This window comes from Chitinibacter sp. SCUT-21 (genome assembly GCA_041874755.1).
Classification (GTDB): domain Bacteria; phylum Pseudomonadota; class Gammaproteobacteria; order Burkholderiales; family Chitinibacteraceae; genus Chitinibacter.
The window spans coordinates 648,070-673,562 of the sequence record CP102611.1 but is presented as its reverse complement, the minus strand read 5'-3'; the positions used below and the strand labels follow the sequence as shown (position 1 = coordinate 673,562).

Annotated in this window: 24 protein-coding genes; 16 read left to right on the top strand and 8 right to left on the bottom strand. The window is 50.8% G+C overall.

The features are described from left to right. Positions 1–30: 30 nt before the first annotated feature. From NT239_03120 to NT239_03100, 5 genes are all read right to left on the bottom strand, one after another. A complete protein-coding gene (locus tag NT239_03120; GenBank protein ID XGA71849.1) occupies positions 31–582 on the bottom strand; it encodes a DJ-1/PfpI family protein in 552 nt (183 codons plus the stop codon). Between the two features lie 64 nt (positions 583–646). Further along, positions 647–1,858 (bottom strand): sodium/glutamate symporter, encoded by a 1,212-nt coding sequence (gene gltS, locus NT239_03115; GenBank protein XGA71848.1) that lies wholly within the window; start codon positions 1,856–1,858, stop codon positions 647–649. Between the two features lie 144 nt (positions 1,859–2,002). Further along, a complete protein-coding gene (lysA, locus tag NT239_03110) occupies positions 2,003–3,235 on the bottom strand; it encodes a diaminopimelate decarboxylase (GenBank protein ID XGA71847.1) in 1,233 nt (410 codons plus the stop codon). Between the two features lie 32 nt (positions 3,236–3,267). After that, entirely contained in the window at positions 3,268–3,999 is a 732-nt protein-coding gene (locus tag NT239_03105; GenBank protein ID XGA71846.1) for a pyridoxine 5'-phosphate synthase, read from the bottom strand. Between the two features lie 37 nt (positions 4,000–4,036). Further along, positions 4,037–4,516: a GNAT family N-acetyltransferase gene (locus NT239_03100; protein ID XGA71845.1), complete on the bottom strand. Its 480-nt coding sequence runs from the start codon at positions 4,514–4,516 to the stop codon at positions 4,037–4,039. Positions 4,517–4,672: 156 nt separating this feature from the next. Here NT239_03100 and NT239_03095 point away from each other — a divergent pair, with 156 nt between their 5' ends. After that, positions 4,673–5,581: an ArgP/LysG family DNA-binding transcriptional regulator gene (locus tag NT239_03095; GenBank protein XGA71844.1), complete on the top strand. Its 909-nt coding sequence runs from the start codon at positions 4,673–4,675 to the stop codon at positions 5,579–5,581. Positions 5,582–5,685: 104 nt separating this feature from the next. Next, on the top strand, positions 5,686–6,639 hold the full coding sequence (locus tag NT239_03090; GenBank protein ID XGA71843.1) for a D-2-hydroxyacid dehydrogenase: 954 nt from the start codon (positions 5,686–5,688) through the stop codon (positions 6,637–6,639). A gap of 490 nt (positions 6,640–7,129) precedes the next feature. Here NT239_03090 and NT239_03085 read toward each other — a convergent pair whose 3' ends face one another. The 3 genes from NT239_03085 to NT239_03075 form a co-directional block, all read right to left on the bottom strand. Beyond that, a complete protein-coding gene (locus tag NT239_03085; GenBank protein ID XGA71842.1) occupies positions 7,130–8,842 on the bottom strand; it encodes an NAD-binding protein in 1,713 nt (570 codons plus the stop codon). A 22-nt stretch (positions 8,843–8,864) separates the two neighbouring features. Then, positions 8,865–9,248, bottom strand: coding sequence for a DUF6394 family protein (locus NT239_03080; GenBank protein XGA71841.1), 384 nt, complete (start codon positions 9,246–9,248; stop codon positions 8,865–8,867). Positions 9,249–9,594: 346 nt separating this feature from the next. Beyond that, positions 9,595–10,224, bottom strand: a complete 630-nt coding sequence (locus tag NT239_03075; GenBank protein ID XGA71840.1) for a LysE/ArgO family amino acid transporter — start codon at positions 10,222–10,224, stop codon at positions 9,595–9,597. Positions 10,225–10,376: 152 nt separating this feature from the next. Here NT239_03075 and NT239_03070 point away from each other — a divergent pair, with 152 nt between their 5' ends. From NT239_03070 to NT239_03005, 14 genes are all read left to right on the top strand, one after another. Continuing rightward, positions 10,377–11,270, top strand: a complete 894-nt coding sequence (locus NT239_03070) for a LysR family transcriptional regulator ArgP (GenBank protein ID XGA71839.1) — start codon at positions 10,377–10,379, stop codon at positions 11,268–11,270. Positions 11,271–11,449: 179 nt separating this feature from the next. Further along, entirely contained in the window at positions 11,450–12,163 is a 714-nt protein-coding gene (locus NT239_03065; protein XGA71838.1) for an energy transducer TonB, read from the top strand. A 9-nt stretch (positions 12,164–12,172) separates the two neighbouring features. Continuing rightward, a complete protein-coding gene (locus NT239_03060; GenBank protein ID XGA71837.1) occupies positions 12,173–12,844 on the top strand; it encodes a MotA/TolQ/ExbB proton channel family protein in 672 nt (223 codons plus the stop codon). Further along, complete coding sequence (locus tag NT239_03055; protein ID XGA71836.1) at positions 12,831–13,253, top strand: biopolymer transporter ExbD; 423 nt, start codon at positions 12,831–12,833, stop codon at positions 13,251–13,253. The genes NT239_03060 and NT239_03055 overlap by 14 nt, the downstream gene beginning before the upstream one ends. Before the next feature lie 257 nt (positions 13,254–13,510). Beyond that, positions 13,511–15,772, top strand: a complete 2,262-nt coding sequence (locus tag NT239_03050) for a TonB-dependent siderophore receptor (GenBank protein XGA71835.1) — start codon at positions 13,511–13,513, stop codon at positions 15,770–15,772. 84 nt (positions 15,773–15,856) lie between these two features. Further along, complete coding sequence (locus tag NT239_03045) at positions 15,857–16,537, top strand: Fe2+-dependent dioxygenase (GenBank protein ID XGA71834.1); 681 nt, start codon at positions 15,857–15,859, stop codon at positions 16,535–16,537. Positions 16,538–16,637: 100 nt separating this feature from the next. Continuing rightward, complete coding sequence (locus tag NT239_03040) at positions 16,638–17,405, top strand: transporter substrate-binding domain-containing protein (GenBank protein XGA71833.1); 768 nt, start codon at positions 16,638–16,640, stop codon at positions 17,403–17,405. A gap of 156 nt (positions 17,406–17,561) precedes the next feature. After that, positions 17,562–18,866, top strand: coding sequence for a hemolysin family protein (locus tag NT239_03035; protein XGA71832.1), 1,305 nt, complete (start codon positions 17,562–17,564; stop codon positions 18,864–18,866). A 156-nt stretch (positions 18,867–19,022) separates the two neighbouring features. Then, on the top strand, positions 19,023–19,655 hold the full coding sequence (upp, locus tag NT239_03030) for a uracil phosphoribosyltransferase (GenBank protein XGA71831.1): 633 nt from the start codon (positions 19,023–19,025) through the stop codon (positions 19,653–19,655). Positions 19,656–19,663: 8 nt separating this feature from the next. Continuing rightward, positions 19,664–20,893, top strand: a complete 1,230-nt coding sequence (locus tag NT239_03025) for a uracil-xanthine permease family protein (protein XGA71830.1) — start codon at positions 19,664–19,666, stop codon at positions 20,891–20,893. 192 nt (positions 20,894–21,085) lie between these two features. Beyond that, complete coding sequence (locus tag NT239_03020; protein ID XGA71829.1) at positions 21,086–22,771, top strand: glutamine--tRNA ligase/YqeY domain fusion protein; 1,686 nt, start codon at positions 21,086–21,088, stop codon at positions 22,769–22,771. Between the two features lie 92 nt (positions 22,772–22,863). Continuing rightward, entirely contained in the window at positions 22,864–23,277 is a 414-nt protein-coding gene (locus tag NT239_03015) for a hypothetical protein (GenBank protein ID XGA71828.1), read from the top strand. A gap of 45 nt (positions 23,278–23,322) precedes the next feature. After that, positions 23,323–25,062, top strand: coding sequence for an ABC transporter ATP-binding protein/permease (locus NT239_03010; protein XGA71827.1), 1,740 nt, complete (start codon positions 23,323–23,325; stop codon positions 25,060–25,062). Further along, positions 25,062–25,481, top strand: coding sequence for an NUDIX domain-containing protein (locus NT239_03005; protein XGA71826.1), 420 nt, complete (start codon positions 25,062–25,064; stop codon positions 25,479–25,481). The genes NT239_03010 and NT239_03005 overlap by 1 nt, the downstream gene beginning before the upstream one ends. The last annotated feature ends 12 nt before the right edge of the window (positions 25,482–25,493 follow it).

Genomic DNA, 25,493 nt, shown 5'->3' with positions numbered 1-25,493 from the left:
TGGCGGTTGTTTTGCCGCCATACGCCACTCTTATAAATACAGCATCGCTTTACCCACTTCATGCGCGATCTGGTGGCCTTTCAGTTGCGCAGCTAATTCCAGTGCAAACAATGCAGCAGTGGCCGGGCCGCGCGAGGTGGTGATTAAACCATCACTTGTGACATTGTACGCGCTGATATTGGCGCCCCCCGCGATCAACGCCGATTCGCAGCCCGGATAGCAGCAGGCATTTTTACCCTGCAGTAAGCCGATTTTGGCCAGCACCATCGGCGCGGCGCAAATCGCTGCGACCCGAGCATTTGCCGCAATTTGCTGTTGCAGGCGTTGGTGTAGTGCGGTGTGCGCCATTAAAGCCGCGGTGCCTGGCCCACCGCCGGGCAAAACGATTAAATCGGGGCTGTCGCTTGCCGCGCTAAACGGCAAATCAGCGGCGACGCTGATTTGATGCGCGCCACTGATGAGTAGCTCTTCGCTTAAAGACACCAATTGCGTATCAATCTCGCAGCGGCGTAAAACGTCGGCAATCGTAATCAGTTCAACTTCTTCAAAACCAGGTGCAACATAAATATGAACGAGGCTCATCGCTTATCCTTGTAGGGTATGTGCGTGAAGTTAATATGAATATTGGCTTTTCAGGCAATACATCTTAGTAAATTGGTAGCGCCATAAACAGTTTGATAATGATGGCATTGGCAATGTCGATAAAAAAGGCCCCGACCATCGGTACGACGATAAACGCGAGGTGAGAGGGCCCAAAGCGGTGCGTAACTGCCTGCATATTGGCGATCGCGGTCGGTGTAGCGCCCAAACCAAAACCGCAATGGCCTGCCGCCAGCACCACGGCATCGTAATTGGCGCCCATGACGCGGAAGGTGACAAAAATCGCATACGCGGCCATTGCGGTGGCTTGAACGACCAAAATCAACAACATCGGCAGGGCGAGGTTGGCCAATTCCCACAAGCGCAAGCTCATCAGCGCCATAGCGAGAAACAGCGCTAAGCTCACATTGCCGAGTACGGAAATTTCTCGGTCAAAAACTTCGTACCAGCCTAAAGCCGACAAAATATTGCGCAGCAAAACGCCATTAAATAAAACACAAACAAAGGTCGGCAATTCAAACGCGGTGCCAGCCAGCACTTCGGCCAACATATGGCCGCCGGCTAGGCTCAACACAATCAGCGCCAGTGATTCGATAAATGAATTCACTGTGATCAGCCGAGTCGCTTGCGGCTCTTCAAACATGCTGGGGTCTTGGTCTTGATTGTGTTCTGCACCAGGGGCGCTAACTTTGCGCAATAAAAATTTAGCCACTGGCCCGCCGATCACACCGCCCAGCACCAAACCAAAAGTCGCGCAAGCCATTGCCAACTCGGTGGCGCCGGCAATGCCAAATTGCTCGCTAAACACTTTACTCCAAGCCGCGCCGGTGCCGTGGCCGCCTGAAAGGGTGATTGAGCCCGCCAATAGTCCAAGATGGCCTTCTAAGCCGAGCAGTTTAGCCAAGCTAATGCCGATGACGTTTTGCATGAGCAACAGCCCGAGCACGACGAACAAAAATTTCACCATAATGCTGCCACCCGCTTTTAGGCTGGCCAAATTGGCCGATAGACCAATCGTGGCAAAAAATGCGAGCATCAGTGGCGTTTGAATGCTGGTGTCAAATTTAACGCTGACCCCAGCAATTTGCTGCGCCAGCAACATTAACAGAGCAACGACCAAGCCGCCTGCAACCGGCTCGGGGATGGTGAAGGCCTTTAGAGGTGCGGTTTTCTCAACCAAAACGCGACCAAATAATAAAACCAAAGAAGCGGCAACTAAGGTGCCATACGTGCCGATGGTAATCACATTCAAACTCATGCTTAGCTCCGCCGAGGTGGGGATGATGGGTGCCATAAAAAATGGCTTGCGGGTTTCGCAAGCCATTTTATTGGATATGAAAGTGCGGCGCTGTAAATTAATTGGCTTGTTGTATTTGCCAATCAACGCATTGCTAATCGCGGCTTAAATTTCCAGTGCCAGTAATTCGCTAACAGTTTGACGGCGACGAATCACGCGAACTTCTTCGCCGTCGATCATCACCTCGGCAATCAGTGGGCGCGTGTTGTAGTTGCTCGACATGCTCGCACCGTACGCGCCGGTATCATGCAGCACAATCCAATCACCGATTTCGCAGCTTGGCAAATCGCGCGGTGTCACCACGCCGCCTTCTTCTTGCGTGAATACGTCACCCGATTCGCACAAAGGGCCTGCCAACACGGTGCCACGCGTTTCGCCGCCCGCAGTCGAGCCATCTGCACGTAATACACTCACTTCGTGGAAACTGCCGTACATCGCTGGGCGCATCAGGTCAGAAAAGCCCGCGTCGATCAGCACAAAGTGATTGTTGCCGACGTCTTTTTTCGCGCGTACTTCGGCGATTAGCTTACCGCTTTCAGCCACGAGGAAACGGCCCGGTTCGATTTCCAAATGCACGGGGTGGCCCAAATGCGCGGCGATTTCATTACGCGCCGCATCCCACAGACTGAAGTAATGCGCGGTATCGATCGTTTCACCACCAACACGGTATGGAATCGACAAACCACCACCAGCAGAAATTGCCCGAATATCGCGGCCCGATTCTTTCACTTGGGCCACCATCGCCGCGCACACTTCTTGCAAATGGCTGTAATCAACGCCCGAGCCAATGTGCATATGCAGGCCAACAAGATCAAGATTGTATTTGGTAATCAAAGCCAGCGCTTCGGGCAGCTGCTCGTGCCAAATACCGTGTTTACTTTGCTCGCCACCAGTATTGGTTTTCTGGCTGTGACCGTGTCCAAAACCAGGGTTCACGCGCAACCAAACGCGGTGGCCCGGATGAGCTTGACCGAGTTGCTCGAGCATTTGTGGGCTGCCACAGTTCACCTGAATATCGAGCTCAACCACGCGCGCCAAGGTGGCGCGATCGAGCAAATCAGCGGTATAAACGATATCGTCGCTATTTGCACCGGTGGCAAAACCCGCCGCAACAGCACGCTCGATCTCACCCAATGAAACCGAATCGACCTTAACGCCTTGTTCGCGCATCAGGCGCAAAATATGCACGTTTGAATTGGCTTTTTGCGCAAAACGGATCGTATCGAACATTTTGAGTTGGCCAATGCGTTCGCGAATGATTGCGGCATCATAAGTCCAAACAGGCGTACCAAATGTTTGGGCAATATGGGCGGTTTGCGGGCCGTTTACGGGTTTCATTGCATGCTTCCTAGTGGGGTTTGATGGTTGTTTTATTGGTGCGGTTGGCAAATTTGGCTATAGCGGCGCAGTACTTCTTGCATGCCAAGGTCAAGACATTCAACAACAAAGGCGTGACCGATCGAGACTTCCAAAATATTTGGAATCGTCAAAAATTGGCCAAGGTTGTCCAGATTTAAATCGTGGCCAGCGTTGACTTCCAAGCCCGCCTCTTGTGCGCGTAGTGCTGCGGCATGAAAGCCTGCCAGAATGGCGTCACACGCTGGCGTGCCAAAATGCTCGGCGTATGGCTCGGTATATAGCTCAACGCGATCGGCGCCGATGGCTTTCGCTTGCGCCATATCTTGCGTGGTGTAATCGACGAATAGGCTAGTGCGGATGTTCAGTGCTTTCAGTTCAGCCAAAATCGGGCGCAAAAATTCGCCGTCTTTGTGGACATCCCAACCGTGATCGGAGGTCAGTTGATCGGGCGCATCCGGTACCAGCGTGCATTGCGCTGGGCGATATTGTTTAACGACTTCAAGAAACTCGGGCGTTGGATAGCCCTCGACATTGAGCTCCACACCGCGCGCTTGGCATAACTCAGATAACTCCGCCACATCGGAATAACGGGCGTGGCGTTGATCGGGGCGTGGGTGCAGCGTAATACCGCCAGCGCCAAAATCGAGGCAGCGCGCGGCAAAGGCGACGACGTCAGGGTAATTGCGGCCGCGTGAATTGCGAATTAGCGCGATTTTATTAATATTGATCGAAAGTACGGTCATGTTGATTAACCTGTTTATGAGTGCGCTATGGCGCGTTTTATAAGTAATGCTGCAGCATGATCGCATGCCCCATTGCCGGATCTAGGGTGTAGGGTTGAAAGCCCATTTGCTGGTAGAGCGCGGCTGCGCGGGTATTGCCGCTCAGCACCTCCAGCGTCACTTTGCAGCAATCGAGCTGTTGCGCCAAAGTGCAAACCTGCTGCAAAAGCAATTTACCCAGCCCCTGACCGCGGGCATTTTCGCTGACACATAAATCATGCAGATTCAGCAGCGGGCGGCAATTAAATGTTGAAAAACCTTCAACACAAATCGCCAGCCCAGCGATGGCCTCACCTTGATACGCCAGCAAACAATGGATGGTATTGCGCTGGCGCATTTGCGCTATCAAATTACTGCGGCAATATGCGCTGAGCGGGCTTTGTCCGCCTGCTAAATCCTGTGCATATTCATCAAGTAGGCGAACTATAGCAGCGCAATGTAGTGGATTGTTTAAATCGGCGGTGACGACTTTTTGCATGGGCGTTTTCAATCGGCTTAGTCAATCGCGAAATTCGCAATAAGGCTATTCAAACAGAGTGGCTAATCGTGGTAAAACGATTAATTCTTGCCCCCCCGCAATTTGGCTTAAGTGGCAGTGGTCTGACGCTATGTGGGTTACCTATTTTAAGAAGCTATGTTTGATTACAAACTTTTAGAAGCGCTCGATATGGTGCTGCGCTGTGGCAGCTTTGATGCGGCGGCCAAACGGCTGCATTTAACGCCGTCGGCGATCTCGCAACGTATCCGCCAATTGGAAGAGCGCCACGGCGAAGTGCTGCTGCGGCGTGAAAACCCACTGCGCGCGACGGCAACCGGCGAAAAACTGCTCGCCCATGTGCGCCAAGTGCGCTCGCTGGAGGGCGAGTTGGATGAGCAATTGGCACAAGAATCCACCGTCAGCGAATGGGTTACATTGCGCGTTGGCGTCAATGCCGATAGCTTGGCGCTTGGGCTGCTGAGCGCATTAGCTCCTTTGCTGGCGCAACAGCGCTTGCTACTTGAATGTGTAGTTGATGATGAAGCCTACACCCTCGATCTATTAAGGTCGGGCGAAGTATCTGGATGTATTAGTACGCAGCCAAATATAGTGGCTGGCTGCGGGGTGTTACCACTGGGGAGTATGGAATACATTGGCGTTGCTACACCAGACTTTCTAGCTCAGTATTTCGCCCTAAATTGGCAAACTGAGCTACAGGCGAGCGATTTAGCCGCAGCGCCAGCAGCGGTGTTTGGTCACAAGGAAAGCCTGCATCGCCGCTTGCTGCGCGAGCGCTGGCAACTGCTCGAAGGCCAATACCCCTGCCATGTGATTCCCGATAGCAATGCTTTGTATGCCGCCGCTTTGGCCGGTTTTGCCTACGCCGTAGTGCCGCGAGCGCAAGCGCAGGCGGACTTGGCCAGTGGCCTATTGTGCGAGTTGCCGGCGCTTGCGCATTCAACGCCGCTGTTCTGGCACCACTGGGCGCGGCAAACGCGGCCTGCTCAATTATTAAGCCAAGCCTTGCTTGGTTTTGCGCAAACCCATTTTGGTCATCAATTGTGATCGAGTTAGGCAAAAGTTTACGTACTGCGTTGGTTTGCCTTGCTGTACGAGGAGTACTATCTTCGGCTTCACCGCCTTGTGCGTAAACTTTTGCTTAGTGACTTATGAATTCAGCTCCATTAATTGTTTTTCTCGACGCCGAAACCCTACCAGTGCCGCTCAAGCCGATTGCGCTTGAGCACCGCTGGCAGTCATACCCGCAAACAGCTGCAGATCAAGTTGTTGAGCGTTTGCAGGGTGCGCAGGTGGTCATTACCAACAAAGTGCCGATTACGCGCGAGATAATCGCGGCATTGCCCGATTTAAAACTGATTGCCGTTGCCGCAACGGGCTACAACATTATCGATATCGCAGCGGCGCGGGAATATGGGGTGGGGGTGTGTAATATCCGAGACTATGCCATTCATGGGGTAGCGGAACATACCCTGATGTTAATGCTGGCCTTACGGCGCCAATTGCTGGCCTACCGCAGCCGATTGCAAGCAGGCGAATGGCAGCAAGCGCCGGGCTTTTGCTTGTTTGCTGAACCGCTGCAAGATTTGGCTGGCAGCCGCATGGCCTTGATCGGCTCGGGTGCGCTAGGGCAAGCCAGCGCCAAACTCGCACAAGCGTTTGGTATGCAGACCTTCTTTGTCGAGCGCAAAGGTGAAACGAGCGTGCGTGCTGGCTATTTAAGCTGGGATGAAGCGATGCGTACCGCCGATGTGATTAGTCTGCATTGCCCGCTGAACGAGCAAACGCGCAATCTGATCGGCGCGGTAGAAATCGAGCAAATGAAAAGTAATACCTTGCTGATTAACACCGCTCGCGGTGGTCTGATAGACGAAGCCGCGCTGCTGGCGGCGCTGCAAGCAGGGCGTATTGCTGGGGCTGGTGTCGATGTGTTGGTGACCGAGCCACCACGGGACGGAAATCCATTACTGGCGGCAAATCTGCCCAATCTGATTGTTACGCCACACGTGGCGTGGGCCAGTGTGCAAACGATGCAAACCTTGGCCGATCAGCTGATCGACAATATCAGCGGATTTTTACGAGGGCAGCCGCAAAACTTGCTGTGAATGAACCAATATTAAAGGCGCTATGAAGCGCCTTTTTTATGCGGCTTGTTTATACAGAGCTTCAATTCACAGCGATTCACAATTGGCGTGCATAAGAAAATGTATAGGCTGTGGGTAAGCAGGCTAAATGCTTGTTGTAATGGCAAAAACTTGCATTGCCTATTATTTAATCTATTATGTTTCCCTGAGCGGTCTTATGCCCAGTTAAAAAGGACAGTTGCTGGGGTAAGTTGTGGATAATTTGATTAAGTTATTGTAATTATTAGTTTAATTTCTATTGATTAAAAAATAATCAACATGGCGATAGATGAGCATAAAAAAAGCCCTTAATCGGGCTTTTTTTATGATTTTTGCTTGTGTTGTGCAAAAGCTAATCTATAGTGCCAATTTTTTTACTTATTCCCATCCTGAGAGGATAGAGGCTTGAGTAAGGTGTGGATAAATAAGTTAAGTTGTTGTTCTATTAGTTTATTTAGCTATTGATTAAAAATTAATCAATTTGCTGCTCGATAGCGGCATCACGGCGGTCTTTTTGCCGTTGCGCCAATCGGCGAAAGATCCAACTTTGTGGCTGCTCTTGGCCGGTGCGAATGTAATCGAGCAGGCTAATACTTTCTTGCACGGCGTTGTGCGCGATACGCGCGTGATGATCGCCAATAAATAACAGTTCATCGCCAAAATGCAATTGCGTATCAAGTTCGGGCAGAAGCGTATCTTGCCCTGCATGGCGGTGCAGTAAAGCGAGGCAGCGCAACTCATCGCCGTGGTTTAGGGCATCGTGGGTGTAATGCCTGATTTGCAGCGGCGGGACGGGCTGAGCGAGCATGGCATGAACTGCGGTCGTATTTTGCGCATTCAATTGAATGCGCCAGATTTCAGGTACTTTGCCGTGACTGAGCTGATGAATGCGAGGAAGTAAAGCATTGGCCCAGCTTTCTGATTGATGCTGAATGAGGGCGATGGCGTCAGCCAATAAAGGATTTTCCATTGCGCTTAAGCACTCGTGCGCAATAATTTGTGCGCGAATCGACGTAATATTCGGTTTAAAGGCGGTAAATAAAATATGGTTATGGGCAAGGTTTTGCCGCGCCACGGTAAAAATATGTGGGTTGAGCTCGCGGGCGGTGGCGAGTGCGGAGAGATTATTCGCATCGTTATCGTGACTCACCAGTAAACCCACTGCGTTTTGGATATTGGCCTTGAGCAATGCCTGTGCATCGACGCCTAGTGCCAGTGTGAAATCCTGTGCAGGAATATGCGGCTGTGGTTCTGGGTCAATCACCGATACGCTACATCCGGCTGCGAGCAAGGATTTATACACCGCGCCACCAAAGCGACCAAAGCCAACGATCACCCAATGGCCTAAGGGCGGTGATTGCTCGTAAGTAATTGGATTGCCGGGAAAATCAGTGAGTACATCATACAGCTGAGCCACGGCGGGTTGTTGCAGCCGACGAGCGAATTTTCGACCGACCGTTTCAAATAAATTAATGACTTTATTGGTGCCAAATGAGGCCATATTGTCGGCAACAGATTGATTGCGGCTGCGGCAAATAGAGAGTAACTTAGGCCGCATGACATAGGCGCTGATGGCAATGGCGAGGTTGGCATCTTCATTGCCGGTAATCCCCACAATCCCGATACATTGCGGGTGCAAAATGCCGGCGATTTGTAATATTTCCGGATTGGATGCGTCACCCGCAAAGCACGGGGTGTCATAATGAAAGTCAGCCAATGCAATATCATTCACTCGCTCTTGCCGCTGCTCGATAATGACAAAACGGATATCAAGATCATCTAGTACTTTGCAGAGCAGTTTGGCGGTTTGTCCGTAACCGCAGATCAGATAAAACGGCTCGGTGATACGGCGTACTTTGCGACGAAAACGCGCGTAGGCAATCGCCTTGCGTAGCGATTCATCGCGCATCAAGCCAAAGATCGAACCAATCGCGTAGGCCCAGCCGGTTACCGCTAAATAGATGCAAAGTAGTACCCACAGCCGCTGTTGGTAGGTAAACGGGTGCGGAATTTCGCCAAAACCAATCGATGTGGCGGTATAGCTAATAAAGTAAAAGGCGTGAAAAAAATCTATGTGATACGGCTTGCCGTCGCTATCGACACCGGGTATCAACACCAAGCCCAAAACAGCAACGGCATAGATGCCGATCAACATGACTATCGGCGCGCGTAAGCGCCGTAGCATCAGAAAGAAAATGCCATCCATATTAGCGGCGGTGCTGCAGTGTTTCGCCAATCAATAGCACAACGGACACCACATTGGCTGCCAATGCGCCAGCTGCGAACGACACGATCATTGACGTTACACCCGGCGTCATCCCCACGCCGGAAACATATTCGGCATGGCCCCACACTAAAGCCGCGGTAATTAATTGCAAATCAGCAACTAAGCTCGTGGCCAAATGCAGCGCACCCACTTGGGTGCGATCTCCAAATTTCAGTGTGGTGGCGATTAAATTGACGACAATCGCGGCAAATAATTCAAATACATCGTGCTGATGCGCAACATCTATTTCACCGATGACGAAGCCAAAATTCAGAGTAAAAGCCAGCAAAATAAAAAAACCAAAAATGACTTTTTCAATATTCATGATTACGCTCGGGGTAAAGAGTGGGGGTATCGGCCTGAACGTCAATTAGATCAAGCTTCTGACAGTATACGTCAAGTAGATTGTGGCGAAATCGAAAATAGAGTTCAACCGATTTATCGAAACACGTGCTTATCCACGATACACGTGGATAAAAACCCACATTGCTTGTGGGTAAGTAGGCTAAGTGCTTGATCGGATTGATTAGAGGATGATTGGTGTAAAAACAAGCAAAACGGGGATGAGCGGTAGGTTTAATCCCCGCTTTGCTGGCATAGATGAATGAATAAGCTGTGGATGGTTTGGCTAGCGTATTGTTTCTATTGGATTTTGCTGCGCTGCTTAAAATTTAGGCAGCAAAGATGCCACTCATTTTTAATAGTGAAACACCAATTGCAGCCATCATTAGTGCAATCAAGCCATCCAAAATCCGCCAAGCGATCGGTTTAGCAAATAGGGGGGCGAGTTTGCTAGCTCCGTAGGCGAGGGATAAAAACCACAGCGCAGAAAAGCTCACCGCACCCATTAAAAACATCGGTTGGTTGGCTGGTGCCTGTTGGGCGCCAATGCCGCCGACTAAGACCACGGTATCTAGAATCGCGTGCGGATTCAAAATAGAAAAACCCAAGGCGGCGAAGATCACGCTTTTGGCTGTTTTCGCTTCTTGCTCGCTTTGATCGAGTACCATCGCCTGTGGTTTAAAGGCTTTTTTTAGTGATTGAAAACCAAACCAGAAAACGAATAATGCCCCGGCAATTGCCATCCATACTTGCAAATCAGGTAGAGCTTGCAGCATCTTGCCCATGCCCAGCACGCCGGCCGACATCAATAAAAAATCGCAAAAAATGCAGGTCATTGCGGCAGTAAATAAATGTTGCCGGCTAATGCCTTGGCGCAATACAAAGGCATTTTGCGCGCCGATTGCCATGATTAAACTCGCGCAAAGCGCCATCCCTTGAAAAAACACACTGCTTGCCATGATTGTGAACTCGTTATTGGTTTTGTTATGCCGCTGCGGGCGAATGATGTAATGCAGCGCTTGGAGCGTTATTGTGCGGTGGCGGTCTTGCTAAATACAGAATATTTAAATTATCTTTATATTCATTAAAAAATCTTAATTTAGGCGCGAGTATGCAGTTTGATCATAAACAGGCTGAGGCTTTGTTGGCGGTGATTGATGGTGGCAGTTTTGAGCAGGCAGCGGTCGCGCTTCATTTAACGCCATCAGCGATTTCGCAGCGGGTACGCCAGCTAGAAACTCAACTTGGTACGCCGCTGTTGGTGCGCTCTCGTCCATGTCGGCCAACGATGGCGGGGCAGCAGTTAATTCAGTATTTACGGCGTGCTCGGCTGTTAGAACAAGATTTTCTCGCCAGCTTCTCGGGCGAGGCCGCTGCGCCGTTGACTGTGCCGCTGGCCGTAAATGCCGATACCTTAAGTACATGGCTGTTGCCTGCTTTAAGTGAATTTTTAATCACTGAAAATGTATTGGTGAGTCTAACCGTCGATGATCAAGATCATACCTATGCCCTGATGCAAGAAGGGCAGGCCCTGGCCTGTGTCTCGGCTGAGCCGCATCCGATGCAAGGATGTGTGGTGCATGAATTGGGGGTAATGCGTTATCGCATGTTGGCATCACCCGAATTTAATCGCCGCTGGTTTAGCTCGGGTCTGAGCCGCGAGTCCGCCCGTCAAGCGCCGGTCATGGTGTTTAATCGCAAAGACGCTTTGCAATCGACATTTTTACAGCAGCTACTGGGGTTGCGCCCCGGCGCCTATCCTGAGCACCACATTCCCGCGAGCGAACCATATTTGCATGCCATTTTATTGGGCTTGGGCTATGGCATGGTGCCGCATTTGCAGGCGGACGCCTACATTGCAAGTGGTGCTTTGATTGATGTTGCTCCGCAAAAGCCCACCGACGTGCGTTTGTATTGGCATCACTGGAAGGTGCAATCGCCGCGTCTAGAGCGGCTATCACGCCGTTTGGTCGATGAGGCCAGAAAAGTACTTATTCCCACGTAGCTATACTGCCGTTAAGTATATCTCTTTGAATCAATTGATATATATTTTTTATGGGTATACCTCATGGTTTTCTTTTGAGTCGAAGATGATTCACTTGGATGCCTCGCCCTAGACATCTCTAATGTAAGAATCACAGTCTAAATATTGCAAATGAGAATGATTGTCGGTAATATGTGCGAATGATTCTCGATAGCAAAAAAACACTCCTTACTGTTCTGCTCGCCCATGGCGCATTGTTTTATCAATTAGGACAAATGCAAAAGGCTAAGCCAGTCGATGAACCCATCTTTTTACAAGCTGTGCCCTTGCCTATGGGTCAAGCACAGCCTGCACCACAGGTACAAGAGCCTAAGCCCGTTGCAAAGGTAAAACAAAAAATTAAAGAGGTGCGCCAGAAAGTGCAGGAGCGCATCGCGCAGCCCAAACGAATTTTGGTGCCGCAAGCCCAAGCCGAAACACCAGATCGGGTTTCGACAATGGAGGTGGCTGCCGCAAAAGAAGTGCAAAACGCTGAGCTAACTAAGGAGCAAGTTAAGCCCAGCACTGAAGCTGCCGTCGTGCCCTCTAGCGGAAGGGAAGGGCAAAGTCAGCAGGCTGAGCCTGTATTGAGTGCGCCGAGTTTTCACGCCAATTATTTAAGCAACCCCAAGCCACCGTATCCGCCCGCATCATTGTCGCTGGGCGAGCAGGGCGTGGTGTATTTGCGCGTGCTAGTCAGTGCCGCCGGTTTGCCAGAAAAAATCGAATTACACAAAAGCAGTGGCTATCCGCGCTTAGATGCGGTGGCGCAATCCACCGTGCAACGCTGGCGCTTTGTGCCGGCGAAAAAGGGTGATGAAGCGGTTGCTGGTACTGTCGTTGTACCCGTTAATTTTTCAATCAAAAAGTCGTAAGGGTTTGTGATGGATTTGTCTTTGGTTTTGCATTCGGGTGATCCGATTTTGCAGTCAGTATTTGGTCTTTTGGTGCTGATGTCTATTGTGAGCTGGGTGGTGATTATTGCTCGCTCGCGTTTATTGTGGGTGATGAAGCGCCATCAGCAAAAATTTATGGCCTCGTTCTGGCAAGCCCAAGACTGGCAAGAAGCGCTTAGTTTGGCGGTGAAGCATCAGGCGCCAGCCGCGAAACTGGCTTGTGCAGGCGCCGATAGCCTGCGCCACTACCGTGCGCATGAAGGCGGCGGTTTAGGACAAGCTGTTTCGCTCGATGATTATTTAGTGCGCAATTTGCGCACCAAGCTCAGCCAAGAAACGGCCAAGATGGAGCGTGGTCTGACTTGGTTGGCGACAACCGGTTCGGTGTCACCATTTATTGGCCTGTTCGGCACGGTGTGGGGCATTTATCACGCACTGGTGGGGATTGCGACGGCGGGAAATGCATCGCTAACTACCGTTGCCGCACCAATTGGTGAAGCTTTGGTTGCCACTGCTGCTGGCTTGGCGGTCGCAATTCCTGCGGTCGTAGCGTACAACGCGTTTATTCGCAGTAACCGTCGTTTGGCGCAAGAGCTCGATGGCTTTACCCATGATTTGCATGCTCAGCTGTTGACGGAGGGTGGCCATGGCATTCGGTAGTTTTTCCTCGCAAGATGCAGCGCCAATGGCGGAAATCAATACCACGCCGCTGGTCGATGTAATGCTGGTGCTGCTAGTGGTGTTTATTGTGACTGCGCCGGTGATGACGCACGCGGTACGCGTTGAATTACCCAAAGCCACCGCGGCGGTGGTTGAGCAAACGAAGCAGCCAATTAAATTAACGCTGCAAGCCGATGGCGGTTTGCTCGACGATCAAACGCCGATTCAAGTGGCTGCGCTCGAGCCACGTTTTGCCGCCGCTTTTGCCGCAGACCCGCTGACCGAAGTGCATTTATATGCGGATAAAACCGTGCAGTACGAGCGCATTGCCGAGGCGATGGCAGCTGCACAGCGCTCGGGGCTGACGCGCATTGGTCTGATGACCAATGGTGAAGCGACTGCGAAGTAAACGTAAAGAACACATTTGTATTAAAGCAAACGCGCTTGAACGGGCGGGATCCCCGCGGTGTTTTCAATTAATCCATTTGCTCGAGCAGGGCAAGGAGTCAAGGTTGATCTGCTGTACCTACTTAAGACTGCTTAACTCCGTCAGTTCGACGGTAGGTGTCGCTTGGCCCTGATTTTTAGATTAACCGAAACACGGCGGGTTAATCCCGCCTTTTTTTTGCCCATTTTTTCCCTAGAAGTCGTTAAAACGAGAAGACCATGAGAGAGATCCACAAGAAAAAAACCGGCGTACGCCATTTGGCCAAATACCCAGCAGCGGCAGCGTTGTTTGGTGTGGTAGCGGGCGGTGTACACGCGGAAGAGACCGTACTCAAACCGGTTGAAGTGACAGCACAAAACCCAAGTAAGAAAGATACGGTCGATACGTATAAAGCGCCAACGGTTTCTGTTGGTCGCACTCAGCAAGATACCCGTGATGTGCCACAGTCGATCACTAGTGTCACGCAGCAATTGATGCAAGACCAAGATGCCAATTCGCTCAAAGAAGCGCTGCGTAATGCGGTCGGCGTAACCTTTAACGCAGCCGAAGGCGGCGCCAGCGGTGATGGCGTGCGTATTCGCGGCTTTAATGCATCAAACGATTTGTATCTGGATAATTTCCGCGATGCAGCGCAATACAACCGCGATACCTTCTTTATTGATACGGTAGAAATTTTGCGCGGCCCAGCCTCGATGCTGTATGGCCGTGGCTCGACTGGCGGTGTGGTGAATCAAGTAACCAAAACCCCATATTTGGGCGACATTAATCAGATTTCAGCGTCGATTGGCACTGATGCCTATTACCGCGCTGAAGCCGATTTGAATAAATCAGTGAACGACAATACCGCCGTGCGCGTAGCGATGATGGGGCAAAAAGCGGGTAGCTTCCGTGAAGGTGCGGAAATGAATCGCTGGGGCGTCGCGCCGAGCATTAAGTGGGGAATCGGTGGTCCGACTGAAGTGACGCTGTCGTATGTGCATTACGAAGAAAACAATGTGCCCGATTACGGTGTGCCGTACTACCGTAAAGCGACTACGCCAAGCACCAAAGCTGGCAATAGCTCAATTCATGGTAACGATCAGCCGATTGATCGCGTTGAGACATTCTATGGTTTAAAAGACTTTGACCAAGAAAAAACACGCACTGATGTGACAACTTTAAGCGTTCAGCATCAGATCAACCCGAATATGACGATCAAAAACGCGACTCGTTACGGTAAATATGATCTGGATTTGCGCGCCAATGCGCCGGGTCTGAGCTTTGCTAATACGTCAGAAGCGCTGTCGGATAACACAGTAATTACCCGCGGTCGCAAATTGCGTGATCGCGAACAGGAAATTTTGTCTAACGTCACCGATTTGCTGTGGGATTTTGAAACCGGCGCGATTCGCCACAATGTATTGGCGGGCGTAGAGTTGACGCGTGAAAGCGTGTTTAACACCGGTCGCGTGCAAGTGGATACGCGCCCAGGTCAAAAACTGGGTGCAAATGGTTTGCCGCAATCTTGCGCAATGCCAAGCACGACTGTTGGCAATCCAAATACCAGTGGTGTACCCGCCAATTGTAGCGATCCGATTAAAACCGTGGCTTTTGACGCGCAAGCGGATACGGTTGCCTTTTATTTGCAAGACATGATTGAAATCAATCCGCAATGGAAAGTTTTGCTCGGTGCGCGTTACGATCGCTTTAAAGCCAGTACCGACAATATTTCCTACACCAAATTGCCAGCAGGTGCGGACACTAGCCGCACCGATAATGTGTGGAGCTGGCGTACGGGGGTGATTTACCAGCCAGATCAGCAGCAATCGTACTATGTGTCATACGGTACATCGTTTAACCCATCTGCTGAATCGTATTCGATGGACCCGAAAGGCGCGATGACCGATCCAGAAGAGAACGTCAACTACGAAATCGGCGCGAAATGGACTTTGCTGGACGGTGATTTGGCCTTGCGCACCGCGGTATTCCGTACCGAGAAAACCAATGAGCGCCAAACTGATATCGAACCGGGCGTTGTGAAACCGTACTTGTTATCAGGTAAACGCCATACCGATGGTATCGAGATCGAAGGTGCTGGCCGCATAACGGACAAATGGCATGTATTTGCCGGTGCCGCTTGGATGGATGCGGTGATCGACGAAGTGGCCAATCCATTGCGCAAAGATCAAGAAGGTAATCAGCCTGCCAATGCGCCAGAATACACGGCTAATTTGTGGTCGACTTACCAAATCGACGGCAATTGGAAAGTGGGCGGCGGGGCAAATTGGATGGCCAAACGCTACACCAACGAAGCCAATATCGTTTACCTGCCAAGCTATGTGCGTTGGGATGCGATGGCCGAATGGAGCCACCGCGACTTCTCCCTACAATTGAACGTGTATAACTTGTTCAATACCAAGCACTACGAAGGCTTGTACGGTGGCTTTAGTGTGCCGGGCGTTGCGCGTTCAGCGCGTTTAACCGCTGGGTATAAGTTCTAAGACTATATTCTAAATAGAGTATGAAGCAATACATGGCCGAGTATATCTCGGCCATAGTTGCTCATTATTTTGGAAATCATATTTATGCTGATTCATATTCCTCAAGTACTCGATACTGCAACCGTAGCAGCCTGTCGTGCTCGTCTAGATCGGGCCAACTGGCTTGATGGGCGAATCACTGCGGGTAGCCAGTCGGCCAAAGTCAAAAACAATGAGCAATTACCGAATGACGACGCGCAGGCGGTGGCCGTGCGCCAAGTGATTTTGGATGCGCTAGCTAATAATGATTTATTTTTTGCTGCAGCCTTGCCCAAACGGATTTTTCCTCCGCTATTTAATCGCTATGGCGAAGGGATGACGTTTGGCAATCACGTTGATAATGCCGTGCGCCGCATTACCGAAACCGGCGAGTGGGTGCGCTCCGACTTATCGGCTACGCTGTTTTTCTCTGAGCCGGATGAATACGATGGCGGTGAATTGGTCATTGAAGATACCTTTGGCCTGCACGAAGTGAAACTGGCTGCGGGCGATATGATTTTGTATCCATCAAGCAGCCTGCATCGTGTTGAACCCATCACGCGCGGTACACGCGTGGCGTCGTTTATGTGGATGCAAAGCATGATTAAAGATGTGGGCGAGCGTAGCCTCTTGTTTGATTTGGATACCAGCATCCGCCAAATTCGCACAGAAATGGGTGATACCCCAGCCGCGGTGCAATTGACTGGGGTTTATCATAATTTGCTGCGCAAATGGGGTGAAATCTAAGCGCAGTTTGATCTGCGAAGCCATGACACAAAGATTACAGAAATTTCTGTCGCATGCCGCAGTGCCGCCTATAAAGTAATTTTGTGGCTCGGATTGCGTCATGGTTGCTTGGATCTCACTTCCCCGTTTCGTCGCAGTGTGTTGTGTTTCTTTGGCAGTGTGTTTTCCGGTAGCGGCAGCTCCGCTAGACATTATGGTGGAAGATGCCGCAGAGCCTTTTTCCAAAGCCGATGGCACAGGTTACGCCAACGATGTTGTGCGGGCCGCTTTTGCTGCTGTTGGCGTCGAAGTAAAATTGAATGTGGTGCCGTATTCGCGGTGTAAAGCGCTGGTGCTCGAAGGCGCGACGTCGGCTTGTTTTAATATGGCGTGGGATCCGGCATTTGAAGGCAAAGTAAAATTTGCCGATGAGCCTTTATATCGCGCCTTGGGGGTGTATTTCCAAAACAAAGCTCAGCCCTTAAAAGTGCATAGCGAATCTGAGTTGGCTGCGCCGCTGAAAGTGGGCATCGTAAAAGATTATGAATATGCCGATACAGCGATGCAGACACTAAAAAGAGGCGTGGCGTTTATTCCATCGCGCACCGAGCAAATTAGCTTGCGGCGTTTAGCTGCTGGCCAACTAGATGCTGCGTTAGTGATCTCGAACGATTTGCAGGGTTCGCAATATTGGGCAGAAAGTGCTGGTGTGGCTAGGCAAGTGAATGTTGCATTCCCCAGTACCCACACACTAGTATTTATCGGTTTTAGCCTGCGCCATCCGCAAGGCATGTGGGCCTTAGAGCAGTTTAACCAAGGCTATAAACTGATACGTAATAATGGCACGGTGCAGCAGTTACGCGCCAAGTGGTCTAGCCCCGCTAAATAATACCTGATGTGGGTATTGCGTTGTTGGTCTAATTTATTAAGGCTTGCAGGGTAATACGTTGCTGTTTTTCTTGCTTGTCGAGCGTGCTAAATATCACCGCTTACGTTTAAGCTGCTTGTGGCACAATAGCGGTTCTTCAAATACATACTCATCTTCATGGAAATATTGATCTTACTCGGTCTGATTTTGCTTAACGGCGTGTTTGCAATGTCGGAAATCGCCCTTGTGACTGCGCGTAAGGCGCGGCTGAGCAAAATGGCCGAAGCAGGAAATAAAGGCGCAGCCGTTGCGCTTGAATTGGGCGCAGACCCAACCAAATTTATGTCGACGGTGCAGATCGGCATTACCTCGATTGGTGTTCTGAGCGGTATTGTCGGTGAGTCGGTACTGGCCGAACCGTTTGCCGACTGGCTGATGACTTTTGGTCTGCCAGAGCACCTGAGTGACACCAGCGCCACCGTCTGTGTGGTCGTTTCCGTGACCTACTTCTCGATTGTATTGGGCGAATTGGTGCCCAAACGATTGGGGCAAATTAGCCCTGAACTCATTGCCTGCTTGGTGGCGCGGCCTTTGCAAATGCTGGCCATGGTCACTCGACCCTTTGTGCGTTTGTTGAGTGTCTCGACCAGCACCATTTTGCGCGTCTTGGGTGCCAATCAAAATGCGACGCAATCGGTCACACAAGATGAAATCGACGCGATGCTGATCGAAGGCTCCGAAGCGGGTTTAATTGAAGAGCACGAACACACGATGGTGCGTAATGTATTGCGCTTGGACGATAGGATGGTTACGTCCTTAATGGTGCCGCGTGGCGATATGGTTTATCTCGATTTGGCTGAACCAACTGCAGATAATTTGGCGCGCGTGGCGCAGGCCGACTACTCGCGCTTTCCGGTGTGCCGCGACGGTTTGGAGAATATGCTCGGCGTGCTGAGCACCAAAGAAATCTTGAAAAAGGTGCTTAAGGGCGAAGAGGTTGATCTCTCGGCGCATCTGCAGCCTTGCGTGTTTGTGCCAGAAACCTTAACTGGTTTAGAGCTGCTAGAACAAATGCGCTCATCTGGCGTTGAGATGGTGTTTTTGGTCGACGAATACGGCGAATTGCAAGGCTTGGTGACTTTGCAAGACGTACTTGAAGTCTTAACCGGTGAATTTACGCCGCAAAATATCGAAGATGCTTGGGCGGTACAACGCGCCGATGGTTCATGGTTGCTCGATGGTTTAATTCCGATTCCCGAGCTTAAAGATAAACTCGAACTCAACACCGTTCCCGATGAAGACAAAAACAGCTACCACACCTTAAGCGGCATGGTGATGTTATTGCTTGGCCGTATGCCACGCACCGGGGATGTGACATATTGGGAAAACTGGTCGTTGGAAATCGTTGATATGGACGGCCACCGCGTCGATAAGATTCTGGCATCAGAACATATCAATGCGGATTCAACTGAAAATGGCTAAGTTAAAAACCACCCTTGCGGTGGTTTTTTTTCGGCTAAAAAACTGAAGAATATCTGGGTTTGATGTTAAGCAAAAAACAAGCAAACACAGGTGTTTCCTCAATAGCGATTTAGTTGCAACTATCTACAATGGCGTCATCAAAAAGAGGATAAAAATATGCAAATCACCGTCGTAAATCACCCATTGGTTCAGCATAAATTGGCGCTACTGCGCGAAGCCGATGTATCAACCAATAAATTTCGCTTGCTCACCGAAGAATTGGCGCGACTTTTGGCCTACGAGGCCACGCGTGATTTGGCCTTGGAAGATGTGACGATTACTGGCTGGTGCGGTGAAGTGCAAGTTAAAAAGATCAAAGGCAAAAAATTGACGGTAGTACCGATTTTGCGGGCGGGTTTAGGCATGCTCAACGGCGTGCTCGATTTAGTGCCATCAGCCAAAATCAGCGTGGTGGGTTTGGCGCGCGATGAAGAAACTTTGCAGCCGGTGCCGTATTTTGAAAAATTTGTTGGCGATTTGGAAGATCGTTTGGCTTTGATTATCGACCCGATGCTCGCCACTGGTGGCTCTTTGGTCGCCACAGTCGATATGCTCAAGCGCAAAGGTTGCAAAGAGATTATTGCGATTGTGATGGTGGCAGCGCCGGAAGGGGTGAAACTGATGAATGAAAAACATCCAGACGTCAAAATCGTTAGCGCATCGCTCGATTCGCATCTGAACGAGCATGGCTACATCATTCCTGGCTTGGGTGATGCTGGCGATAAAATCTTCGGCACAATCAATAAATAAGGCGCGCTATGTTCCAAGAAATTAAGCAGTTTATTTCTGGCGCACAGATTTTATTTGTCGCCTTTGGCGCCTTGGTCTTGGTGCCCTTGCTGACGGGCTTAAACCCTGCGATGGCGCTGCTTGGCGCTGGTGTTGGTACACTGATGTTCCAAGTGCTGACCAAGCGCCAAGTGCCGATTTTCCTCGGCTCCTCATTCGCATTTATCGGCCCGATTATTTTCTCGATGCAAACTTGGGGCCAAGCGGCGACGCAATTTGGCCTGTTTTTTGCGGGCTTTATGTATTTTATTGTCGCCGGTTTAATCAAATGGCGCGGCATGGGTTTTATTCATAAACTCTTGCCGCCGGTGGTGATTGGCCCCGTGATTATGGTGATTGGCTTGTCGGTCGCCGTGGCGGCGTCGGGCATGGCGATGGGGCAGGGCGGCGGTAAGCAGTTGGTGCCGTACGGCGTATCGTTGTTCCTCGCCTTTGTGTCGCTAACAACGACAGTTATCGTGTCGGTATTCGCTGGCGGTATGCTGCGCCTAGTGCCGATTTTATCGGGTGTGATTGCCGGTTATATCACTGCACTGTTTATGGACGTGGTCGATTTATCGGGCATTGCCAATGCGCCATGGTTTGCGATGCCGCATTTTGTAACGCCAGAAGTAAACTGGGCTGCGGCGCTGTTTATGTTGCCGGTGGCGATTGCGCCTACGATCGAGCATATTGGCGGCGTGATGGCCTTGGGTAAAGTAACGGGTAACGATTACACGGCCAAGCCCGGTTTGCACCGCACCTTGGGCGGCGATGGTTTGGGTGTGTGCTTTGCCGGTTTAATCGGCGGCCCTCCAATCACAACGTATGCCGAAGTGACTGGCGCGTTAATGATTACGCGCAACTTCAACCCAGTCATCATGACTTACGCGGCGATTTTGGCGGTGATTTTGGCTTTCTTTGGCAAATTTAACGCAATCTTGGTATCGATTCCGTTGCCGGTCATGGGCGGGATTATGGTCTTGTTGTTCGGTACGATCGCGTCAATTGGCTTGAAAACGCTGATCGATAGCAAAGTCGATCTGATGCTGCCGCGCAATTTGGTCATTGTTTCGGTGGTGTTGACCTGCGGTATCGGTGGCTTGATGGTGCAAGTAGGTAATTTCAACCTCGTTGGCGTGGGTTTGGTTAGCGTGTTGGCGATTGTGTTGAATTTAGTTCTACCTAATCCACCCGCAGAGCCGGCTGCTGATATTTAAGCTGCAAGGGTATGTCTTTGTGGGTCATTATTAATGATGGCTACAGGGTTATACTGATTGGGGTATTGAAATGGCGAGCGAGTCTCGCCATTTTTTATGCCAGCGTGAAACTTTGCCACTGCAATGGCCGCCCGCGATGCGGCCCTCTTTGGTAGAATCACGGGTCTTAGTTAACAATCATCGACAAAGTGTATGAGCCAAGAGAACGCAGCACAGCCTACCAGCAATTTTATTCGTCAAATTATTGATGCCGATCTGGCTAGCGGTAAACATCAGGCCATCCAGACCCGCTTTCCGCCTGAGCCCAATGGCTACTTGCACATAGGTCACGCTAAATCGATTTGTTTGAATTTCGGTATCGCCAACGACTACAAAGGTCTGTGCAATTTGCGCATGGACGACACCAACCCAGAAAAAGAAGAAGACGAATACGCAGCGGCGATTGAAGCCGACGTGCGCTGGTTGGGTTTTGAATGGAATGGCGACGTGCGCCACACTTCGGATTATTTCGATCAATTGCATGCGTACGCGATTGAATTGATCAACGCCGGCAAAGCGTATGTGTGCGAGCTCAATGCCGAGCAAATGCGCGAATACCGTGGCGACTTTCAAAAGCCGGGCAAAAATAGCCCTTTCCGCGATCGCAGCGTGGCCGAAAATCTCGACCTGTTCGAACGCATGAAAAACGGCGAATTTGCCGACGGCAGCAAAACCTTGCGCCTGAAAATCGATATGGCTTCGCCCAACTTAAATCTGCGCGACCCAGTTTTCTACCGCATTAAGCGCGCTACGCACATCAAAACCGGCGATAAATGGTGCATCTACCCGATGTACGACTATTCGCATTGCATTTCCGACGCGTTGGAAGGCATTACGCACAGCCTGTGTACGCTGGAGTTTGAAGACCATCGCCCGCTGTACGACTGGGTGCTCGACAACATTACGATTGCTAGCCATCCACAACAGATCGAATTTTCGCGTCTGGAATTGCTCTACTCGATCACGTCGAAACGTAAATTGAACCAACTGGTGACCGAAGGTTTGGTTAGCGGTTGGGACGACCCACGTATGACGACAATTAGCGGCATGCGCCGCCGTGGTTACAGCCCCGCCGGCATTAAATTATTCGCGCAGCGCATTGGTGTCAGCAAGGGCGAGAACATCATCGACTTTTCAATCTTGGAAGGCGCGGTACGTGAAACGCTGGAAGGCGAGAGCCCGCGCGTGATCGCGGTTGTGAACCCGTTGAAAGTGACGCTAACGAACTTCGAAGCTGGCGTGACCGGCAGCCGCAGTGCGCCGTTCCACCCGCACCATGAAGAGTTTGGCGAGCGTGATATTCCTATTTCACCAACGCTGTGGATCGAGCGCGACGACTTTGCTGAAGAACCACCGAAAGGCTGGCAACGTCTGACCTTGGGCGGCGAAGTGCGCTTGCGTTACTCGTACGTAATCAAATGCGACGAAGTGGTCAAAGACGCCAAAGGCGAAGTGATTGAACTCAAATGCTCGATCGACCCGAAAACGCTGGGCCAAAATCCAGAAGGTCGTAAAGTGAAGGGCGTCATTCACTGGATTTCATCTGAGCACGCGATTGAAGCCGAAGTGCGTTTGTACGAGCGTCTATTTACCGAGGCGCGCCCTGACGCAATTCGCGGTGAAGACGGTCAATACCTCGACTTCAAACAATTCATCAATCCAGAATCGCTAAAAACCGTCACTGCGTTTGTTGAGCCTTGCGTGCGCGATGCTGCACCTGAAACGCGCTACCAGTTTGAGCGCTTGGGTTATTTTGTGACCGATCGACACGATCACAAAGCCGGCGGCAAGCCAGTGTTTAACCGCACTGTTACGCTCAAAGACACTTGGGCTAAATAATTTTGGCGTGACTTGGGGCTGGCCCTCAAGCCATTTTTGCTGCGCAGGCCAGCCTAGTATTTCCTTGTAACTCAGAACAATTCGGAAGAGACATGAAGCATTTATTGAAAATGGTATGTGTAAGTTCAGCATTGTTGCTGGCAACACACGCGATGGCCGAAGAGGCTGCAAAACCCGACGTGGTCATTGCAAAAGGCAAACTGGGTCAAGCGCCGGTGCAAATCGTTTATGACTATTTGGCTGACCGTATCGTCAATGAATATGGCGTTGCCGAATATCGCAATTTAGTGATTACCCAAAAATCGGCGGGTGCCGAAGACTTTAGCAAAGTGAATGTCGAAGTGCTGCAATCGGGTTTGCCCGATGACGCGGTAGCCGCGCAACGCTTTCGCTTTACTTTTGACGTGAACGATCAAGCCCAAGTGTGGCAAATGAAATCGGTGACCCAAGATTGGCAATGTAAACGCAGCAAGAAAAAAGCGTGGACACAAAAGCCGTGTCAATAAACGCTTGATGTTTTGCTTTAACTATTCGCCACTGGGGTGAACACAATGTCTGCCACATCTGCTGCTTCAAACGCAGGCGCGCCGACGGTGCGCCATTTATTCCGCAATTTCTGGCGTATCGCCAAACCATATTGGGTTTCCGAAGACAAGTTTTACGCCTGGGGCTTGCTGGCGCTGGTGATCTCTTTGTCGCTGGGCATGGTGTATATGAATGTCCAGTTTAATAGCTGGTACAACGAGTTTTATAACACGCTGCAAAACCTTGATGCGAAAGGCTTTAAAGAGGCGCTGTATAAATTTGGCTATCTGGCCTTCCTCTATATCGTGATTGCGGTCTATGCGGTTTGGTTTCAGCAAATGCTAGAAATCCGCTGGCGCAAATGGGCGACGATTCATTACACGCAAAAATGGCTCAATGAAAATAACTTCTACCGTCTGCAACTGACTGACCAAGACACCGATAACCCCGATCAGCGTATTGCCGAAGACGTGGGCCAATTTGTGTCGATCTCACTGTCGCTATCGCTGGGCCTGCTGCGCTCGGTAGTGACCTTGGTGTCGTTCATCGGCATTTTGTGGACACTGTCCGGCCCGCTTAAATTTATGCTCGGTGGTTCAGAAGTCAGTATTCCCGGTTATATGGTGTGGGTCGCGATTATTTACGCGCTGATCGGTACGGGTATTACCATTTTGCTCGGCCGACCTTTGGTTGGGCTGAACTTTATGCAGCAACGCTATGAAGCGGATTTCCGTTTTGGCTTGGTGCGTGTGCGTGAAAATGCCGAATCGATTGCGCTGTACGGTGGCGCGAAAGATGAGCAAGAGCGTTTGGGCTATCGCTTTGTCAATGTCGTGAGTAATTTCTGGTCATTGATGCGGATGAATAAACGCCTGACTTGGTTCACCTCATTCTGGGGCCAATTGGCGATTATTTTCCCGCTGATCGTCGCCGCGCCACGTTTCTTTGCCAAGGAAATCCCACTCGGTGGCCTGATGCAAATTAACTCGGCCTTCGGTCAGGTGTATGGTGCGCTCGACTTTATCATCGGCAGCTTTAGCACCTTGGCCAATTGGAAAGCGGTGATCGATCGTTTAACGACGTTTGAGCGCAGTATTGAAGTGGCAGATCAATTGCCGCGCATTGAACCGCAGCCGATTGTGCAAGGTTTGCAACTGAGCCATTTATCGGTGAGTAAACCGAATGGCGAGGTCTTGCTCTCCAATGTTAATTTGAGCCTGAAAGCGGGCGATACGCTGTTGATTCGCGGCAAATCAGGCACGGGCAAATCGAGCTTACTACGTGCTATGGCAGGTATATGGCCCTATGCCCAAGGTCAATATGGTCTGCAAGGTAATACCCGCAGTTTATTCCTGTCGCAAAAACCGTATATGCCTTTAGGCAGCTTGCGCGCTGCGCTGTATTACCCGAATGTGGCTGAGCAGGACGATGAAAAAATTGGCGATCTATTGGCGCTGGCTGGTTTAAGTCACTTAATGCCAAGGCTGGATGAGGTTGATGCATGGTCACACGTGCTGAGCTTGGGCGAGCAGCAACGCATCGCCTTGCTGCGTGCGATTTTAGTCAAACCCGATTTCCTACTGATGGACGAGTCAACGTCGGCGCTGGATGCGGATGGCGAAGCGATTCTGTACGCCGCAGTGCGCGAAGCGATGAAAGGCGGCGTGATGATCAGCGTGGGCCATCGCGCTGGGCTAGTTGAATACCACCAGCAAGTGCTTGAATGCCAAGGGCAGGGGCGCTGGGAATTGGGCGCTTTAGCTTAATGGGGGCTGCAATCCGCGCCAAAGTTGTTTGTCTGTTTGAAGACAATGGCCAATATCTGTTGGCAGAAGGCTTTGACCCGACCAAGCAGCAACATTATCTGATGCCGATTGGTGGTGGCATTGAGTTCGGTGAACTGAGCGCCGATGCTGTGATTCGTGAAGTGGCCGAAGAAATTGGCGTTCAGATTGAATCGCCCCGTTTGCTCAAGGTGTTTGAAAACCTCTTCACCTTCGACGGCGTGGCCGGGCATGAAATTGTGTTTGTTTACCTTGCCCAACTCAATGCGCCTTTGCAATCAAGCATTGGGGTCGAGTCCAATGGGGCACAGTTCAAATTGCATTGGCTCAGCGTGGCGCAAATGAATGAATTAGCTTGGCCAGTTTATCCAACAGGCTTGTTTGATGAACTGGTTTTATGAAATTAAGAGAGA

Excerpts from the sequence above, each read along its gene's own strand:
- NT239_03120 (XGA71849.1), bottom strand. The coding sequence starts at position 582 with ATGAGCCTCGTTCATATTTATGTTGCACCTGGTTTTGAAGAAGTTGAA.
- gltS (XGA71848.1), bottom strand. The coding sequence starts at position 1,858 with ATGAGTTTGAATGTGATTACCATCGGCACGTATGGCACCTTAGTTGCC.
- lysA (XGA71847.1), bottom strand. The coding sequence starts at position 3,235 with ATGAAACCCGTAAACGGCCCGCAAACCGCCCATATTGCCCAAACATTT.
- NT239_03105 (XGA71846.1), bottom strand. The coding sequence starts at position 3,999 with ATGACCGTACTTTCGATCAATATTAATAAAATCGCGCTAATTCGCAAT.
- NT239_03100 (XGA71845.1), bottom strand. The coding sequence starts at position 4,516 with ATGCAAAAAGTCGTCACCGCCGATTTAAACAATCCACTACATTGCGCT.
- NT239_03095 (XGA71844.1), top strand. The coding sequence starts at position 4,673 with ATGTTTGATTACAAACTTTTAGAAGCGCTCGATATGGTGCTGCGCTGT.
- NT239_03090 (XGA71843.1), top strand. The coding sequence starts at position 5,686 with ATGAATTCAGCTCCATTAATTGTTTTTCTCGACGCCGAAACCCTACCA.
- NT239_03085 (XGA71842.1), bottom strand. The coding sequence starts at position 8,842 with ATGCTACGGCGCTTACGCGCGCCGATAGTCATGTTGATCGGCATCTAT.
- NT239_03080 (XGA71841.1), bottom strand. The coding sequence starts at position 9,248 with ATGAATATTGAAAAAGTCATTTTTGGTTTTTTTATTTTGCTGGCTTTT.
- NT239_03075 (XGA71840.1), bottom strand. The coding sequence starts at position 10,224 with ATGGCAAGCAGTGTGTTTTTTCAAGGGATGGCGCTTTGCGCGAGTTTA.
- NT239_03070 (XGA71839.1), top strand. The coding sequence starts at position 10,377 with ATGCAGTTTGATCATAAACAGGCTGAGGCTTTGTTGGCGGTGATTGAT.
- NT239_03065 (XGA71838.1), top strand. The coding sequence starts at position 11,450 with ATGATTCTCGATAGCAAAAAAACACTCCTTACTGTTCTGCTCGCCCAT.
- NT239_03060 (XGA71837.1), top strand. The coding sequence starts at position 12,173 with ATGGATTTGTCTTTGGTTTTGCATTCGGGTGATCCGATTTTGCAGTCA.
- NT239_03055 (XGA71836.1), top strand. The coding sequence starts at position 12,831 with ATGGCATTCGGTAGTTTTTCCTCGCAAGATGCAGCGCCAATGGCGGAA.
- NT239_03050 (XGA71835.1), top strand. The coding sequence starts at position 13,511 with ATGAGAGAGATCCACAAGAAAAAAACCGGCGTACGCCATTTGGCCAAA.
- NT239_03045 (XGA71834.1), top strand. The coding sequence starts at position 15,857 with ATGCTGATTCATATTCCTCAAGTACTCGATACTGCAACCGTAGCAGCC.
- NT239_03040 (XGA71833.1), top strand. The coding sequence starts at position 16,638 with ATGGTTGCTTGGATCTCACTTCCCCGTTTCGTCGCAGTGTGTTGTGTT.
- NT239_03035 (XGA71832.1), top strand. The coding sequence starts at position 17,562 with ATGGAAATATTGATCTTACTCGGTCTGATTTTGCTTAACGGCGTGTTT.
- upp (XGA71831.1), top strand. The coding sequence starts at position 19,023 with ATGCAAATCACCGTCGTAAATCACCCATTGGTTCAGCATAAATTGGCG.
- NT239_03025 (XGA71830.1), top strand. The coding sequence starts at position 19,664 with ATGTTCCAAGAAATTAAGCAGTTTATTTCTGGCGCACAGATTTTATTT.
- NT239_03020 (XGA71829.1), top strand. The coding sequence starts at position 21,086 with ATGAGCCAAGAGAACGCAGCACAGCCTACCAGCAATTTTATTCGTCAA.
- NT239_03015 (XGA71828.1), top strand. The coding sequence starts at position 22,864 with ATGAAGCATTTATTGAAAATGGTATGTGTAAGTTCAGCATTGTTGCTG.
- NT239_03010 (XGA71827.1), top strand. The coding sequence starts at position 23,323 with ATGTCTGCCACATCTGCTGCTTCAAACGCAGGCGCGCCGACGGTGCGC.
- NT239_03005 (XGA71826.1), top strand. The coding sequence starts at position 25,062 with ATGGGGGCTGCAATCCGCGCCAAAGTTGTTTGTCTGTTTGAAGACAAT.